This window comes from Micromonospora sp. HB375, from assembly GCF_017872985.1.
GTDB classification, from domain to species: Bacteria; Actinomycetota; Actinomycetes; order Mycobacteriales; family Micromonosporaceae; genus Micromonospora; species Micromonospora chalcea.
Window position 1 is genome coordinate 2,825,700 of the sequence record NZ_JAGGJO010000001.1, and the last position, 17,017, is coordinate 2,842,716.

Genomic DNA, 17,017 nt, shown 5'->3' on the forward strand with positions numbered 1-17,017 from the left:
GACTCAGGTCGGTTGGGCCTCGACGGCTGCTTTTGTCGTACCGATCGTGAATCCTCACACCCGTTGTTCGAGGAGGCTGCTTCTCCACGACCTGGCGGTCCCTCGATCGGGGATCCGGTCCACTCCGCCGGACCGAAGTAGAGGAGTTGTGGTGTGACGACGGATGTGGTCAACGGTCTAACTCTCAGGCGAAGTCCGGAGGGTGACCTGCCCATCGCGGTACAGGTCAGCGGCGAGGCGGCACTGTTCTCGAGGCCTGAGCTGAAGGTAGAGCGGGTCAGCTATCCGGTGATGACGCCTTCGGCCGCGGTCGGGGTTCTGGAGTCGATCTTCTGGAAGCCGGAGATGCGATACCGGATCGTAGCTATCGAGGTGCTCAAGCCGGTCAAGCAGTTCACGGTGCGGCGGAACGAGACTTCCGACGTGGCGCCGCTTGCCGACGCGATCAAGGGTTCGCGCCGGGTGGACGCTGCTGCTCACCGGGACCAGCGCAACGCGGTGTGTCTTCGCGATGTGGCGTACCGGATCCATGCTCACATCGAGTTGGCGCCGCATGCTGACAAGCCGGTTGCGGCGTATCGGGATCAGCTGCGGCGTCGGGTCCGCAAGGGGGCGTGTTTTCAGCAGCCGTATCTCGGGACCCGGGAGTTCAGCGCGGACTTCGGCTGGCCGGATGACACGGGGCGGGCGGACGTGAACGAGGAGATCGGCATCATGCTGCACTCCGTTCACTGGGACGGGACGGCTGGGCAGCCTCGGATGGAGTGGTTCGCGGCTCGGGTTGTCGCCGGTGTTCTCTACGTACCCGAGCGGGGGATCGAGCTGGCGCTGCCGTTGCAGGGCCAGGTGGTCTAGTGCTGCTCCAACGTCTCGTCGAGCATGCGGACACCAGCACGGATGTCGTCCCGGCGTTCTATGCCCGCAAGCCGGTGCGGTGGATGCTGGACATCGGCAGCGACGGCGCACCCCGCGGTGACCTGGTGGACACGGCCGACAAGGACGACCCGAATCGGCGGTTCGGTGCGCCCCGCCTGGTGCCGGCGGTGACTCGTACGGTTGGCATCTCACCGACCCTCGCCGTCGACAACGGCGAGTATGTCTTCGGCTGGCTGGCGGAGGAGGCTAAGCCGGCCCGGGTCGCGAAGCAGCACGAGGCCTTTCGGAGGCTGATCCAGGATTGGGCGGCGGCCGAGCCAGCCGGCCCGGCAGGGGCGATCGACGCGTTCTACCGAAACGGGCATGCGACAGCGTTTGCGCGTCCGGCTGACTGGAGCAGGGGAGACCTCATCGGGTTCTCCGTTTACGGCGCCTACGCAGCTGACACTCCCGAGGCGCGCAGGTTCTGGGCTGGTGTGGCGGGCGACCGGAAGGGTTCCGGCCGTATGGGGCTGTGTCTGGTCTGTGGGCAGGTGCAGCCTTTGCTGAAGACCGTCCCGCAGCAGATCCCCCGGCGGTGGGTGCCCGGGGCTACGCAAAACGCGTCCCTGGTCAGCATGAATGAAGCCGTGCACGGCTACGAGCTGCAGAAGTTTCTCACCAACACCCCGATCTGCACCGACTGCGGGCTGAAGTTCATGACCGCACTGACCGGTCTGCTCTCCGATCCGAAGCACAGCACCGCCCTGCCCGGCCAGAACGCCCGACTCGCCTGGTGGGTCGTGGGAGGCTCGACCTTCGACCCCTGGGCGATGGTCGAGCAGTTGGACCCCACTCACATTCAGGCTCTGGTCGCGAGCCCGGCCGCCGGCCTGGAAGCGGCCGTCGAGGATGCGTCCAAGTACTGCTCGGTGACCGTCGGCGGCAACGTCGCCCGAGTGGTCGTGCGGGACTGGGTGGAGCAGCCGGTCCACCAAGTCAAGGACAACGTACGCGCCTGGTTCGACGACCACTGCATCGTTGACGCGTGGACCGGGGAGGTCGTCCAGATAAGGGTCTCCCAGTTGGCTCGGGCGGCCGGGCGGTTCGAAGCCGGACGCAACGGAGGACCTGGCACCTGGACCAAGTTCGGTAAGTCCGGCGAACATCGGCCCCCGGACCTCTTCCACCGGCTACTCGGCGCCGCGCTGCTCAAACGGCCCCTGCCGCCGAAGCTGCTCAACCATGTCATCAACCGCATCCGCATCGACGGTCGGCTCGATCCCGCCCGCGCCGCGCTGATCCGACTCGCGCTTCGTCGCCACCCGACCCTGCCCCAGCACGACCGAGAAAGGCTGACGCCGACCTTGAACGTGGAGAACCCGACGCGCGCCTACGTGTCCGGCCGCATCTTCGCCGTCATGGACGACCTGCAACGGACCGTGTCCCGGGTCGCCGAGCAGAAGCTGAACACCACCTTCGCCGAACGCTACTTCGGCCGGGCCATCGACAACCCGCAGGTCGTCATCGTCGCCGGCCGCCGCAACGTGCAGGCCTGGCTCAAACGCCTCCGTGGACCGCTGCGTCGGCCCACCTGGTCGCAGGCGTACGAACGGCGGCTCGACGACCTGTTCGCCCAGCTCGACGCCATTCCGAGCCAGGCGGTCCTGACAGACAAGGCCTACTTCATCCTCGGCTACCACCAGCAGCGGGCCGACATGCGCACCGAACGAATCGCGGCGTCCGCGAACAAGAAGAACACCGACCTGCCCCCTGAGCCCGCCGACGAGGCATCGACCACCAACCCGGAAGGAGACGACGCATGAGCGCCGCGCACCTGGACCCGACCCGACGCCACGACGCCGTTCTGCTGTTCGACGTCAGCGACGGCAACCCCAACGGGGACCCGGACGCCGGCAACCAGCCGCGCACCGACGATGAAACGGGCCAGGGCCTCGTCACCGACGTGGCGATTAAGCGCAAGATTCGAGACACGGTGTCGCTGATGCGCGGTGACGACCCGCGTTACGGCATCTTCGTCGAAGCCGGTTTCGCCCTGAACACGCGGATCCAGGAGGCCCTGACGGCCAACCCCGGTAAGGCCGACCAGGCGCAGCAGTGGATGTGCGAGCACTACTTCGACATTCGGATGTTCGGCGGGGTGCTCAGCACTGGCAAGAGCGGCGGTGCTGGACAAGCCCGCGGCGCCGGGCAGGTTCGTGGTCCGGTCCAACTCACCTTCGCCCGCAGCATCGACCCGATCCTGCCCACCGACCACACCATCACCCGCGTCACCCAGACTCGCCAGGAGGACATCAACAACGGCGAGAGCACGGAGATCGGCTCGAAATGGACCGTTCCGTACGGTCTGTATCGGGCCCACGCTTTCTACTCCGCTCCTCGCGCCGCGAAGACTGGTGTGACCAGCGACGACCTCGCAGCGCTCTGGCAGGCCATCACGGTCATGTTCGACCATGACCGGGCCGCCACTCGGGGCGAGATGAAACTGTGCGGGCTCTACGTCTTCAGTCACCCCGACGCCTTCGGCGTCGCCCCCTCCGCCGCCCTCACCCAGCGCATCACGCTGAAGCGCACAAACGATGACAAGGCGCCCCGCACTCACACCGACTACACGCGCACGGTCGACGACGCGGAACTGCCGGCTGGAGTCGAGTTGACCAAGCTCGTCGACCTCTGGCTGTGAATTACACCGACCTCGCGGACAGCGGCACTGCCCTAAGGGAAGTGCCGCTGTCCGCGCTCGAGCACTACGACTACTGCCACCGCCAGACCGCCCTGATCCACGTGGAAGGTATCTGGTCGGAAAGCGCCGACACCGTCCGCGGCGACCTCAGCCACCGCAACGCCCACCTACCCGGCCTAAACCGCCGTGCAGGCCTGACCACCGTGCAGGCGCTACCGGTCGCCAGCGAGGTGCATGGACTGCGTGGCATCTGTGACGTAGTCGAGTTCATCCGGCCGCGGCCGGAAGACGCGGGGCCCCGGCCAGGCGACCCCGGTGGAGTACAAGGTCGGACGCTACCAACCCGGTGGCCCAGCCGAGCTGCAACTGGGCGGCCAAGCCCTCTGCTTGATCGAGGTCGGCTTCGACGTGCCCGTCGGCTACATCTATTCGGTCGCCGAACGTCGTCGACACCCCGTAACCATCAGCCCTGACCTGCTCGACCGAGTCATTCAGGCAGCACACGAAATCCGGGCGCTGCTCGCCGCACCCCGCCTTCCGGCAGCCCGTAACGATCGACGCTGCCGCAAGTGCTCGCTACGCGACGACTGCCTACCCGAAATCACCGACGGTCGTATCCGCCCGACCGACCTGTTCACTCCTCGACCGCTGGGACAGTGGCGTGACTGAACTACTCAATACCCTCTACGTGCAGACACCAGGCACAAGCCTGCACCTCGACGGCGATACCGTTCGCGTCTACCACCCCGAACAGACCGGCCGGCGGCTACTACCCCTGTCCCGCCTGGACAGCCTTGTCCTCTTTGGCGGTGTCACCATCACCGACGACCTGCTGCTGCGCTGCGCCGACGACAGCAGACCGGTCAGCTGGCTGACCGCCAACGGCCGGTTCCGCGCCCGCGTCACAGGACCCACCAACGGCAATCCACTCCTACGGCGAGCCCAACATCAGGCTGCGGAGACAACCACGCGGCGCCATGCTTTGGCCGTCGCCATGGTCGCCGGAAAGATCCACAACTGCCGGCAGGTGCTCCTCCGGACCGCCCGTGACGCCTCCGGACACCGGCAGACCGCACTGCGTGCCAGCGCCGAACTCCTCGCACAACGCCTCGACCTACTTGCTGCCGCCAGCACCATCGACGAGGTGCTGGGCGTTGAAGGCATCGCTGCACGCGACTACTTTGCTGCCCTACCCTACCTCCTCAGCGGCAAAGAGTGGCAGCCCGCGGGACGCAATCGACGTCCGCCCACGGACCCCGTCAACTGCCTACTTTCCTTCCTCTACGGCATGCTGCGGGTAGCCGTACAAGGTGCCCTTGAGCAGGTTGGGCTTGACCCGTACATCGGGTTCCTGCACGGTGTGCGACCTGGAAAGCCGGCGCTCGCACTCGACCTCATGGAAGAATTCCGACCTTTGCTCGCCGATCGCCTTGCGCTCACCCTCCTCAACCGCAAGGAGGTGAACCGTGCCGACTTCGAGGAACTACCCAACGGCGCCTACCGGCTCACCGACAATGGACGTAAGGCTGTGCTGAACGCCTGGCAGACCAGCCGTAGGCGGGCCTGGCCCCACGCGCACCTCCAGCGCGAGGTTGAAGGGGCGGTCCTGCCGCTTGTGCAGGCGCGACTGCTCGCCCGACACCTGCGCGGAGACATCGAGGCGTACCGGCCCTGGACGGTCAACTGAGATGGACCTGCTCATCACGTACGACGTCGAGACGGCCACGCAAGCGGGCCAGCGGCGTCTCCGAAAGGTCGCAAAAATCTGCGAAGCGTATGGCCACCGCGTGCAGAAATCCGTCTTCGAGGTCGTATGCCGCGAGCCTGACAAGGTGAAACTTGTCGATGCTCTCGCCCGGGCGATCGACCCGGCTCTCGACAGCGTCCGTATCTACCGGCTACCCGCACAGGCACTCGACGACGTCGAACACCTCGGCCGTGCCCGGCAGGTAGATCCTCGGGGCCCCTTAGTGATCTAGGAACCTCCAGTGCGCACGCTCAAGGCAGGGGGTTCCGAAGCAGTGAATGGCTCCAATCGGTACTAATGCCACGCAAGATCGACTCGGTGTTGTTGTCCGCTACGTATTTCGGCTGTTCAAGAGCCGCTGCGCCCGCCCTCCGCGGCGGGCGAGGATCGCAAAAGATGCGCCGACTCCCGGCCACCGTTGACGCGGCCCGGGCTGCGCCCGCCCTCCGCGGCGGGCGAGGATCGCAAATCCGCGCCAGGTACCGGGTGGCGGCGGCGGTGGCCTGGGCTGCGCCCGCCCTCCGCGGCGGGCGAGGATCGCAAATCAGCTCGTCACCTCGATCACGCCCACCCGACGGGCCGCTGCGCCCGCCCTCCGCGGCGGGCGAGGATCGCAACGTACGTGCCGACGGCGTGGTCGACGTCGGGGCCGTAGCTGCGCCCGCCCTCCGCGGCGGGCGAGGATCGCAACAACCGGTGCGTGCGGCACCTCGCGAAGTACGTCACCGACGCTGCGCCCGCCCTCCGCGGCGGGCGAGGATCGCAACACCGACGAGCAGGTGCGGGCGCTGCTGGTCATGGAGGAGCTGCGCCCGCCCTCCGCGGCGGGCGAGGATCGCAACCTCTTCGCCCGTCGAGGTGGTGAGCGCCGGTGCCGCAGGCTGCGCCCGCCCTCCGCGGCGGGCGAGGATCGCAACGGCGTGAAGGCGAGCGGCGAGAGTCTGCCGTCCCTGACGCTGCGCCCGCCCTCCGCGGCGGGCGAGGATCGCAACGTCTTGACCCACGCCCCGCCGGGCGTGGTGGAGCCGTAGCTGCGCCCGCCCTCCGCGGCGGGCGAGGATCGCAACGCCCGCTCCCCGCTCGCCGAGGACGGCGGTCACCTGGTGCTGCGCCCGCCCTCCGCGGCGGGCGAGGATCGCAACCTGCGGCTGGTGTGCGGGTGTCTCGTCAGCGTCGACCGCTGCGCCCGCCCTCCGCGGCGGGCGAGGATCGCAACTCGGCGCCGCGCTGCTGGCCCGCAACGCGGTGGAGCTGCGCCCGCCCTCCGCGGCGGGCGAGGATCGCAACCTGGTCCTGCCCTGGTACGTCGCCGCGCCGATCGTCGCTGCGCCCGCCCTCCGCGGCGGGCGAGGATCGCAACTCCCACTGATCGGCCACGTACCGCACCGGGTCACTGAGCTGCGCCCGCCCTCAGCGGCGGGCGAGGATCGCAACGGTGAGCTGACCGGCATGACGGCGGGAAAAGCGCCGACGCTGCGCCCGCCCTCCGCGGCGGGCGAGGATCGCAACGCTGGTGTGGCCGGTGCCGGTTTCGGCGCCGGAGCCTTGCTGCGCCCGCCCTCCGCGGCGGGCGAGGATCGCAACGCCGGGCCGACGGTCACCTCGGTCGAGCGGCTCGGTACGCTGCGCCCGCCCTCCGCGGCGGGCGAGGATCGCAACTAGGGGGGATCGACCATGCCCTATCTGTATGCCGAGGTGCTGCGCCCGCCCTCCGCGGCGGGCGAGGATCGCAACTCGACAACGTCACCGACTTCGAGGACGCCCTCGTGAGGCTGCGCCCGCCCTCCGCGGCGGGCGAGGATCGCAACGTCTTCCGCACGCCGGACAGGTCCAGGTCGGGGACGCTGCGCCCGCCCTCCGCGGCGGGCGAGGATCGCAACTGGAGCGACGCCCTGACCGAGCCGGTCGACGCGGCCGCGCTGCGCCCGCCCTCCGCGGCGGGCGAGGATCGCAACCTCATCATGCTTGTCGTCAACCTCATCGGCGGGTGGCTGCTGCGCCCGCCCTCCGCGGCGGGCGAGGATCGCAACTCCGGGGACAGGCCGGCCAGCAGCAGCGGCGCGAGATGGCTGCGCCCGCCCTCCGCGGCGGGCGAGGATCGCAACACTTGCGGGGCGGCCGGCGGGAACGGCTCGACTTCGAGGCGCGCTGCGCCCGCCCTCCGCGGCGGGCGAGGATCGCAACATCGCCCAGGTCGACAGCACCGCCGGACTGGACGCCTGCTGCGCCCGCCCTCCGCGGCGGGCAAGGATCGCAACACCTCGATCTACCGGACGCTGAGCCAGGCGCAGACTAGCTGCGCCCGCCCTCCGCGGCGGCGAGGATCGCAACACCGGCGCGACCGGCGCCGCCGCGGTGAAGTTCGGCTGCTGCGCCCGCCCTCCGCGGCGGGCGAGGATCGCAACACCAAGCTCACCGCCGAGATGGTCCGCCACGCCGTCGTGCTGCGCCCGCCCTCCGCGGCGGGCGAGGATCGCAACACCAGGTTTCATGATCACTTCTCCCTGTTCGGTGGGGGTGCTGCGCCCGCCCTCCGCGGCGGGCGAGGATCGCAACCTCGTACGGGTCGGTCACGACAGCCGCCACCGGGACGAGCTGCGCCCGCCCTCCGCGGCGGGCGAGGATCGCAACTGGACCGACGACCGCACCGGCATCTGGCGCCGCGCCGCTGCGCCCGCCCTCCGCGGCGGGCGAGGATCGCAACTGGACCGACGACCGCACCGGCATCTGGCGCCGCGCCGCTGCGCCCGCCCTCCGCGGCGGGCGAGGATCGCAACGGGCTGGCGTTGGTGGCCCAGGTGTAGCTGCTGGCCTCGCGCTGCGCCCGCCCTCCGCGGCGGGCGAGGATCGCAACCATTGGGCTTGCTGGAGCGCCACCTCCACGGCGTAGGCTGCGCCCGCCCTCCGCGGCGGGCGAGGATCGCAACGGTCTGGCCGGTGACGAGCCGGGCATCGTGGCGGGCGGCTGCGCCCGCCCTCCGCGGCGGGCGAGGATCGCAACGCGTGGTGGGACGCTTACCCGGACGAGTACGACCGGATGCTGCGCCCGCCCTCCGCGGCGGGCGAGGATCGCAACTCCAGCGCGAGGGCGAGCGTCGACGGCTGCACGTCGCTGCGCCCGCCCTCCGCGGCGGGCGAGGATCGCAACCTGAACCGGTAACCGGTCATGGCGTCGGCTGACGGTAGCTGCGCCCGCCCTCCGCGGCGGGCGAGGATCGCAACCCGCCGAGCCGGCTGACGCCCGTGTGGGTCGAGAAGCAGCTGCGCCCGCCCTCCGCGGCGGGCGAGGATCGCAACAAGCCGGTCAAGGCGGCGGCTCCGGCGCTGGTCGGCAAGCTGCGCCCGCCCTCCGCGGCGGGCGAGGATCGCAACAAGCCGGTCAAGGCGGCGGCTCCGGCGCTGGTCGGCAAGCTGCGCCCGCCCTCCGCGGCGGGCGAGGATCGCAACGAGCAGGTGTACCGCGTCCAGGACGGGCGTGTGCGGCTGCTGCGCCCGCCCTCCGCGGCGGGCGAGGATCGCAACATCGGATCGACCTCCGGAGAGCGATGCGGGCGGTCGCTGCGCCCGCCCTCCGCGGCGGGCGAGGATCGCAACTGGACGGTGAAGAAGCGGGTCCAGCCGCCGCGGCGGTCGCTGCGCCCGGCCTCCGCGGCGGGCGAGGATCGCAACAAGATGGCGCACGCCGTGCACGCGCGCCGGTCCGAGGCGCTGCGCCCGCCCTCCGCGGCGGGCGAGGATCGCAACCTACGGCCACTCCGGCGGGTCCGCCGGGGTCGCCGTCCGCTGCGCCCGCCCTCCGCGGCGGGCGAGGATCGCAACCTGCTCGACGACAAGCAGGTCCGGTCGGGCCGGCACGCTGCGCCCGCCCTCCGCGGCGGGCGAGGATCGCAACACCAGGACCGCAAGGTGGGGGCCTATGGTCATCATGCTGCGCCCGCCCTCCGCGGCGGGCGAGGATCGCAACCGTCGGAGGACCCGGGCGCCGAGGCCGGGAAGCCGGCGGCTGCGCCCGCCCTCCGCGGCGGGCGAGGATCGCAACGATCTGCGGGCGCTGGCCGAGCAGCACGTGACGGCCGCGCTGCGCCCGCCCTCCGCGGCGGGCGAGGATCGCAACCGTCGGAGGACCCGGGCGCCAAGGCCGGGAAGCCGGCGGCTGCGCCCGCCCTCCGCGGCGGGCGAGGATCGCAACGACCTCGTGAGGCGGGACGCGGCGGCGGTCGCGGTCGCTGCGCCCGCCCTCCGCGGCGGGCGAGGATCGCAACGGCATCGCCCAGACCGACGCCCTCGCCCGGATCCGCCAGCTGCGCCCGCCCTCCGCGGCGGGCGAGGATCGCAACCGAGCAAGGGCGCGGGCAAGGGCAGCGCTACCCCCGAGCTGCGCCCGCCCTCCGCGGCGGGCGAGGATCGCAACCGTAGGGAGTAGCGCTATGAGCGCAGACGACAACGACGCTGCGCCCGCCCTCCGCGGCGGGCGAGGATCGCAACTCGGCCTTCCAGGTCTCGTACGCGGTGGCCACCTGGGGCTGCGCCCGCCCTCCGCGGCTGGCGAGGATCGCAACCCCGGGCAGGCGTACGCGGACGCAGAGGAGGCGTTGCGCTGCGCCCGCCCTCCGCGGCGGGCGAGGATCGCAACCTGCCGGGTGTCGTTTACGACATCACCGGGTTGACGGCGCTGCGCCCGCCCTCCGCGGCGGGCGAGGATCGCAACATCGACACCCCCACCGTCGAGGACCAGCCCGGGCCGGCTGCGCCCGCCCTCCGCGGCGGGCGAGGATCGCAACTACACGCCGTTGCCGCCGGGGCCGCTGCTGGGCGGCGAGCTGCGCCCGCCCTCCGCGGCGGGCGAGGATCGCAACTACACGCCGTTGCCGCCGGGGCCGCTGCTGGGCGGCGAGCTGCGCCCGCCCTCCGCGGCGGGCGAGGATCGCAACATCCACGACATGTACGGGAAGAAGACGAAGGAGCTGATCGCTGCGCCCGCCCTCCGCGGCGGGCGAGGATCGCAACGCGGTGTCCGCCCGCCGCGCCGCGGTCAGCTCCTGGTGCTGCGCCCGCCCTCCGCGGCGGGCGAGGATCGCAACCACGGGTCGCCGCTCGACGTGAACGCTGTCACATCCTTGCTGCGCCCGCCCTCCGCGGCGGGCGAGGATCGCAACGACGTGTCCGGCCAGCCTCGGTGTACGCCGATCGAGACGCTGCGCCCGCCCTCCGCGGTGGGCGAGGATCGCAACTCCGTGGGGTGGATGGCGCGGCCCTGCATGTTGGGTGGCTGCGCCCGCCCTCCGCGGCGGGCGAGGATCGCAACCCCACCCAGACGGACCCGATCACCATGCGCGCCAGCGTGCTGCGCCCGCCCTCCGCGGCGGGCGAGGATCGCAACGTCAGTCGAGCGGCCGGCGGCCGGCCAGGAAGTGGCGCGCTGCGCCCGCCCTCCGCGGCGGGCGAGGATCGCAACGAACGCAAGACTGATGCCGACCGGCACGACGCGCTCATGCTGCGCCCGCCCTCCGCGGCGGGCGAGGATCGCAACTCCCGGGCCTCGTCTAGGACGGCCTGCGACGCCGGGTCGCTGCGCCCGCCCTCCGCGGCGGGCGAGGATCGCAACACCGCGTACACGTCGGCGAGCGCGAGCGCGCCGGCGGGCTGCGCCCGCCTTCCGCGGCGGGCGAGGATCGCAACGATCCCAACCGGCCACGTTTCGTGCCGGGTGGGGCCGCGCGCTGCGCCCGCCCTCCGCGGCGGGCGAGGATCGCAACGACATGTCGCTGAGCGAGACCGCCGACGCGCTCGGCAGGCTGCGCCCGCCCTCCGCGGCGGGCGAGGATCGCAACTATGTCGCGGTGCTGGGCGTCGCCCTGGTCGGCTCCGCTGCGCCCGCCCTCCGCGGCGGGCGAGGATCGCAACGGGTCCAGCCGTAGAGACGCGAGTTGGATCCCTCCGTGCTGCGCCCGCCCTCCGCGGCGGGCGAGGATCGCAACACGAACTTGCCGCGCATGTCGTGAAGCCGGCCGTTCGCGCTGCGCCCGCCCTCCGCGGCGGGCGAGGATCGCAACGGTGTGCTGGTCAGGGGATCGTGCCGAGGCGGCCGCTCGTCTCCACACTTCCTAAACCGTGTGTGGCCGGTCGTATTCTGCCGGGGCACCTCGAACATCAGCTAACGGCCGGTTACGTGCCCCAGTAGACGAGAGACCGGAGCGTCAGTCGTGTCTTCTGGACAGCCCTCGCCCAACTAACGTTGCCATTTATCGCGTCGCCACCGCCGCCGAGCTCGACGACACCGCGACGCGCAGCGTCGGTCGCCGCGTTTCCCGGCCGCCCGCGTTTTACCCGTGGAATCGGGCGACGACGGGGGCATGGTCTGGCACGACGACCTTCTCCCGGCTGCGGGTGGAGGCGCCAATAGAGGTGATGTCATCAACGAGGGAGTCGACGGTGATCAGGCGGAATTGGAGGTCGCGGGTTGCCAGGATGTGGTCGATGAGCTCGCCGTTGCCTTGGTAGATGCGGGAGTATGCGCGGGCTGGGGGGAGGCGTCGTCCGAGGTTGTACAGCCGGACGGCGTCGCCTTTGTCGGGGCGGTTGACGTCTCCGTCGGCTGGGCCTTCGAGCAGGACGGTGGTGATGGCGTCCGGACCGTCGTTAAGGTCGCCGCAGAGGATGGTCGGCATGTCTGGTTGGCCGTTCACGGCGGCTGCGGCGAGGGCCTCGTTGAGGTGTACGCGAAGGGCGACGGCTTCGGCGGTGCGCCGCAGGAGGGCGTAGCCGGCGCCGCGAGCGCGTTCGTCCTCGTTGAGGGGGTAGCGTCGCCCGCCCGGATAGGTGAGCAGTTTGCTCTTCAGGTGCGCGGTCAGCAGCCGCACCCCGGCGCCGCCGCAATCGACGTGCACCTGAAGCGCTCCGCGTCCCAGGTGGGTGAGGGTGTCGCCGTCGACGTCGGGAACCGCCGGCAATCCGGAGGACGGCAGCGCGACGATCTGCGCTTCCTCGGTGAGAGGATGCCGGGCGAGGACGGCGACGCGGATGCCGCGGCTGTCCGGGTGGGAGGACACCACGGCCTGCCAGGGCTCACCGAGGGCAGCTCGCAGGTCCTGCGCCGCCCGGACGCTGCCGATCTCTTGAAGGGCGACGACGTCGGCGCCGGTGCCGGCGATCAGACCGGCGAGGTAGGTGAGCTTCGCGGTGTAGGTGTCGGCCGCCGACGTGTCCGTGTCCTCGGGTGCGAACAGGTTCTCCACGTTCCATGTCATGACGATCAGGTTGTTGGCCACCGTCGCTCCCGGAATTGCAGGTCTAGCGCGAGCCTGAGAGTCGCACTCTAGGACGTCGGATCGTCGCTGATCGCCGGTTCGTCGCCATCTCGACAGGCACGATCGCCGGCGGGGCAGCGGACCGGCGAGTTCCCCCGGGGCCGATGGTGCGGACAGGAATTGGCTGTGATCAGTGTTCGCGGGAGCCTTCCCCACTCTTCACAATGGTGACCGTCGATCGACATGATAGGGCGAGATGGTCGCTGTCCACGACGGATGCCCGAGGAGGCCCTCATGCGACTCACCCGACGACTCACCACATCTGCGGTGGCACGGCGTGCCCTGACCGGCGCAGCGGCCGTGATGGTCGCCAGCGCCGGCCTAGCCGCCGTCGACGCCTCGGCGGCTTCGGCGACACCTCCCGGCATTCCGTCCAAGGCCACCGCCCAGTCGCAGCTCAACGCTCTGACGGTCAAGAGCGAGGGGTCGACGAGTGGGTACTCCCGGGATCTTTTCCCGCACTGGATCACCATCAGCGGGGCCTGCAACACCCGCGAGACGGTCCTCAAGCGCGACGGCACGTCCGTGGTCACCAACAGCAGCTGCGCGGCGACCTCGGGCCGCTGGTACAGCCCATACGACGGCGCAACATGGTCCGCCGCCTCCGACGTCGACATCGACCACGTCGTGCCCCTCGCCGAGGCGTGGCGCTCCGGCGCCAGCGGCTGGACCACCAGCCGGCGGCAGAGCTTCGCCAACGACCTCAGCCGCCCGCAGCTGATCGCGGTGACTGACAACGTGAACCAGTCCAAGGGTGACCAGGACCCGTCGACGTGGCAGCCGCCGTTGTCGTCGTACCGGTGCACTTACAGCAAGATGTGGATCACCGTGAAGTACAACTGGGGGCTGAGCCTGCAGTCGTCGGAGAAGTCCGCCCTGCAGAGCATGGTGAACACCTGCAGCTCCTAACCTTCCGCACCACCTCCGGAGCTGACCGCACAATCGTCGACGCGCGGCAACGCCTGAGCCACTCGTCGTCGGCCCCGCCCGCGCGCCCGCGGATAGCGGCGCCGACGCGCTGGAGGGCGGGTCGCCACACGGAACCCGGCCTCCAGCGCCGAGGCGCAATCGGATGAGGCGCAGGTGCCGCTGGCTGGGCGGTCACCCGGGTGGGACAGCGGCACCGTCACGGGCCGACAGGGTGCTGCCGTCGGACCAGACAACCGCAGGTTCACACGCGGTCGGGGCAGCCGAGCGCCAACAGACCGCTTGTTGTATCCGCCCCTGGCTGGTCCGAGCGAAACCGACGTGCCCGGGCGTTAACCGTCTCGTATCGCATCCCAGCCTGCAGAATCGCATCGACGAGAATGCACCCATGTGGCCGTAACTGCTGCGGGGGTGCGCCTTGATCGATAGGTCCACATGTCGGACGTGGTCAAATAGCGCCACGATGTGTGGCACAAGGCGGGCGGCAGGTTCAGACATCCCACAATCCTCGCGTATCGAGGCCACCCCCGAAGCGATGGGCACGCTCTGGTCTTTCGCCGGTCGGGTGGCCGTCATCGCCACTATCAGGTTCCTCGACGCCCATTACTGAGCGGCGGTCCTCGGCCAGCACCACGTACGCTCGTGGACGGTCGCCAAGGAAGTTGAACAGCGTGGTGGAGCGACGTCAGGGTGAGGGCGACGTGGGGGAGGTACCGGCCGTGGAGAGCGGGATGACGTCGGTCGACGAGCTGACCGGCATGCTCGAGCGGAGTGCCACCGTTGACGTCCGGCTGGCCCTGTGCCGCGGTGAGGACGGCTGGCAGATCAGCTATGGCGAGGTGCTGATCGGCGCCGATGGTGCTAGCCCCGAGCGCACCTGGCTCTACAGCGATGACGCCTTCGTCGAGCGCCGCCTACCGGGGTCCCTGGTGGCCGACCTGGTGCGTGAGAAGCCGCAGCAAGTCGACGGGTTGACAGTGTCCGCACCTGCTGCGCAGCAGAGCGGCGGCTTTCAGCGGCTCGCCGGTCAGGTGCGCTGGAACAACACGGTGCTGCCGTGGCCGCGCACCGAATGGCAGCTAAGCCCAGCCAAGCAGGCACCGACGCGGCAGCGGGCGGTGCTGGTCGGCAACGCACCGAGCTTCCTGCATGCCGAGGCGGCGTTCAACACCTTCTTCTACGCGGCCGCCGTCGAGAACGGTCCCCGTCCTCCACACATGCTGTGGCGCATCGTCCGGTTGGACCGCCGCGGTTGGATCCACCGGGTCACCATCGGCTCCGACACACTGACGGTGGTCATTAAGGGCGTTGACCTTGCCGGAGTACAGGTGGAGCTGACCACTCCGGACGGATGGCAGGTCCGCCCGGTCGGTGCGACCGGGCGGGTCCGGCTGCGGCTGCCGCGCGGCCTGGCTCCGGCCACCCTCTTAATGCTGCGATCCGATGACGACTGGCTGGACTTCCGCTACTTCCCTGCGCCGGGAGGTGGCGGCGACGGCGACAGATCGGTGATCTGGGACCTACCGGGCGCCGACGCGAGCGTGCTGGTCGCTGGCGGAGAGACCGAGTACGTCGAGTTTAAGCAGGAGGTGCCCACCGGCGAGTCCCGCAAGAAGATGCTCAAGACGGTGGCCGCGTTCGCCTCCGGCGAAGGCGGGACCGCGCTGATCGGGGTGACCGACGACGGGCAGATCGCTGGCGTCGACGCGACAAAGGTCGACGAGCAAATGCGCACCCTGCGCAGCATGATCCGCGACAGCATCGACCCCGACCCTCCGGTCACGGTGCGCCCGGTGCCGCTGGACGGTAAGACCGTCCTGCTGGTCGAGGTGAGCGCCGGCGGCCGCTGGTACGCGTACAACCCGAAGCGGCCCGAGTTCTATCTGCGCCGCGGCGCCAGCACGGTCCCGGCGCGGCTCCAGGAGATCGCCGTCGGGTTCGGTCAACCGTCGGCGTTTCAGTGACAGGGTCGCGATCTCAACGATGAGCACCGACCCGTCGCCGCCGACACTGATCTCCGCTATTGAGGCCCTGCTGGACCGTGCCCGCAGCGAGCGCGCCGAACTGGCCGACCCGAGCCAGACGGTCGCGGTCGATCAGATGCTGAAGTGGCCGGAGTTGCACGCGGTCAACCAGGCAGCCGCCGCCACCGCCCGCGTCCACGGCTATCTACACCAGGAGGGCGACGGGGACACCGGCGAGCGGTGGGGGCGCCGCCTGAACAAGCGCACCGTTTCCACCCTGGGCCTGATCGAGCTGCTTCGCACGCCGACCAGTCTCCCGGACCGGTTGGCTACCGACCTGGCCGGTTACCTCGCCGGGCCGGCCGTTGCCATCACGGAGTTCGCGGTCATTGATGCGGACCTTCGGTTACGCGGCGAGCACGAGGTGGCCGGCTGGGGCCTGAGCCGGCTTTCCGCCGCGGACCTCGACGCGATTACCCCGCTGCCGTCCGCTCGGCCGTTCGGTGCGGACCCATGGGATGAGGCACTGCGGGCCGGGGATTGTTGGGTCCTGTCTCGCACCGCCGATCATCTGACGGCCCGCTTCCCGTCAGTCTTTCCCCGGGACGTGATGACGAGTCTGTTCGAACCCGAGCTTGTGATCGCGGCCTGGGAGCCGCTGCTCCTGCTCAACCTGGCACAGCCCGACCGCGTGATCCTCGCTGCGGAGTACGAGGTTGAACCCGGCCGCCTGGTCGAACGCGTCCGCGGTACCGGCCTCGGCCTGGTTCCGCAGACCTACGACGGGGTGGAGGAGTTCGAGGTACCGGCGTGGGGGCCGTGCTACCTCGACGAGGCTGACGTGGCCGATGTGCTGGCCTTCACCAATGCCATGTCGCCCCTGCTCGCCTGCTGGCAGACGCCGGAGCAGCACGAACTAAAGCCGGACCGGACGCGCGCCACGGCGGCTGGCCAACGACTCCGCCGAAGCGGCCACCAGTTTGTGGCGTTGGGCCCACGGCTGGGCGCCAGCGGCGACGTCCTACATGAACGCGAGCGCGCCGAGGTCATCTTCTGGTACGTATCCGCGCTGGAACACCTCATGATCCCGAAATCGGAGAAGGGCGAGGGTGACTTCACCCGCAAGGTGTCCCAGCGGACGGCCGTGTTGATCGGGCTTGACGACGAGGAACGGCTGGAAATCCTCCGTACCGTCAAGCAGGCGTACAACATCCGATCGCAGGTTGCCCACGGCGCCTTACCTTCCGGCAACGGCGTCGCCGCGCTACCCGGTCAGCTACGTGCGTACCTGCGGCGGGTCTTCCGAAATCTGATCATTCTCGGGCCGCTGTTCGACGTGTCCACGGTCTGCGACAGCGCTCTTGTGTCGGCTGCGGTTCGCGAGGAGCAGATCACCGGCCCGATTCAACAGGTCGTCAAGCCGTTGCCCTCCGGACCTTGGCGCTACCTCAACGGTCGCCCCCGGCGGTACTAGTGCTAGGTCGATGTTAGGTCGAACGGCTCCTCCGGAGGG

General features: G+C 70.1%; 10 protein-coding genes and 1 CRISPR repeat array. Of the genes, 9 read left to right on the plus strand and 1 reads right to left on the minus strand.

Annotated features, from left to right (window positions below; all coding sequences use genetic code 11):
* Positions 1-165: 165 nt before the first annotated feature.
* The 6 genes from cas5c to cas2 all read left to right on the plus strand — a co-directional run bounded on the left by cas5c (position 166) and on the right by cas2 (position 5,538).
* On the plus strand, positions 166-855 hold the full coding sequence (gene cas5c, locus J3R08_RS13080) for a type I-C CRISPR-associated protein Cas5c (RefSeq protein ID WP_209964194.1): 690 nt from the start codon (positions 166-168) through the stop codon (positions 853-855).
* Entirely contained in the window at positions 855-2,681 is a 1,827-nt protein-coding gene (cas8c, locus tag J3R08_RS13085; protein ID WP_209961327.1) for a type I-C CRISPR-associated protein Cas8c/Csd1, read from the plus strand. Before cas5c ends, cas8c begins: the two co-directional genes overlap by 1 nt.
* Positions 2,678-3,559 (plus strand): type I-C CRISPR-associated protein Cas7/Csd2, encoded by an 882-nt coding sequence (gene cas7c / locus J3R08_RS13090; RefSeq protein ID WP_209961330.1) that lies wholly within the window; start codon positions 2,678-2,680, stop codon positions 3,557-3,559. The genes cas8c and cas7c overlap by 4 nt, the downstream gene beginning before the upstream one ends.
* Positions 3,560-3,874: 315 nt before the next feature.
* Positions 3,875-4,228 (plus strand): Dna2/Cas4 domain-containing protein, encoded by a 354-nt coding sequence (locus tag J3R08_RS32715; protein ID WP_280841890.1) that lies wholly within the window; start codon positions 3,875-3,877, stop codon positions 4,226-4,228.
* Positions 4,221-5,246, plus strand: coding sequence for a type I-C CRISPR-associated endonuclease Cas1c (cas1c, locus tag J3R08_RS13100; RefSeq protein ID WP_209961332.1), 1,026 nt, complete (start codon positions 4,221-4,223; stop codon positions 5,244-5,246). Before J3R08_RS32715 ends, cas1c begins: the two co-directional genes overlap by 8 nt.
* Position 5,247: 1 nt before the next feature.
* Positions 5,248-5,538 (plus strand): CRISPR-associated endonuclease Cas2, encoded by a 291-nt coding sequence (cas2, locus tag J3R08_RS13105; RefSeq protein ID WP_209961334.1) that lies wholly within the window; start codon positions 5,248-5,250, stop codon positions 5,536-5,538.
* A gap of 125 nt (positions 5,539-5,663) precedes the next feature.
* Positions 5,664-11,359: a CRISPR direct-repeat array (repeat unit 37 nt; unit sequence GCTGCGCCCGCCCTCCGCGGCGGGCGAGGATCGCAAC).
* A 270-nt stretch (positions 11,360-11,629) separates the two neighbouring features.
* Here the strand turns inward: cas2 and J3R08_RS13110 are convergent.
* Positions 11,630-12,574, minus strand: a complete 945-nt coding sequence (locus J3R08_RS13110; RefSeq protein ID WP_209961336.1) for an endonuclease/exonuclease/phosphatase family protein — start codon at positions 12,572-12,574, stop codon at positions 11,630-11,632.
* A 273-nt stretch (positions 12,575-12,847) separates the two neighbouring features.
* Here J3R08_RS13110 and J3R08_RS13115 point away from each other — a divergent pair, with 273 nt between their 5' ends.
* The 3 genes from J3R08_RS13115 (at position 12,848) to J3R08_RS13125 (ending at position 16,978) form a co-directional block, all read left to right on the plus strand.
* Positions 12,848-13,522 carry an HNH endonuclease family protein gene (locus J3R08_RS13115; RefSeq protein WP_209961338.1) on the plus strand — a complete coding sequence of 225 codons (675 nt, stop codon included), beginning with the start codon at positions 12,848-12,850 and terminating at the stop codon, positions 13,520-13,522.
* Between the two features lie 749 nt (positions 13,523-14,271).
* On the plus strand, positions 14,272-15,504 hold the full coding sequence (locus tag J3R08_RS13120) for a helix-turn-helix domain-containing protein (RefSeq protein ID WP_209961340.1): 1,233 nt from the start codon (positions 14,272-14,274) through the stop codon (positions 15,502-15,504).
* Positions 15,505-15,523: 19 nt separating this feature from the next.
* Positions 15,524-16,978 carry a HEPN domain-containing protein gene (locus J3R08_RS13125; protein ID WP_209961343.1) on the plus strand — a complete coding sequence of 485 codons (1,455 nt, stop codon included), beginning with the start codon at positions 15,524-15,526 and terminating at the stop codon, positions 16,976-16,978.
* Positions 16,979-17,017 lie beyond the last annotated feature (39 nt).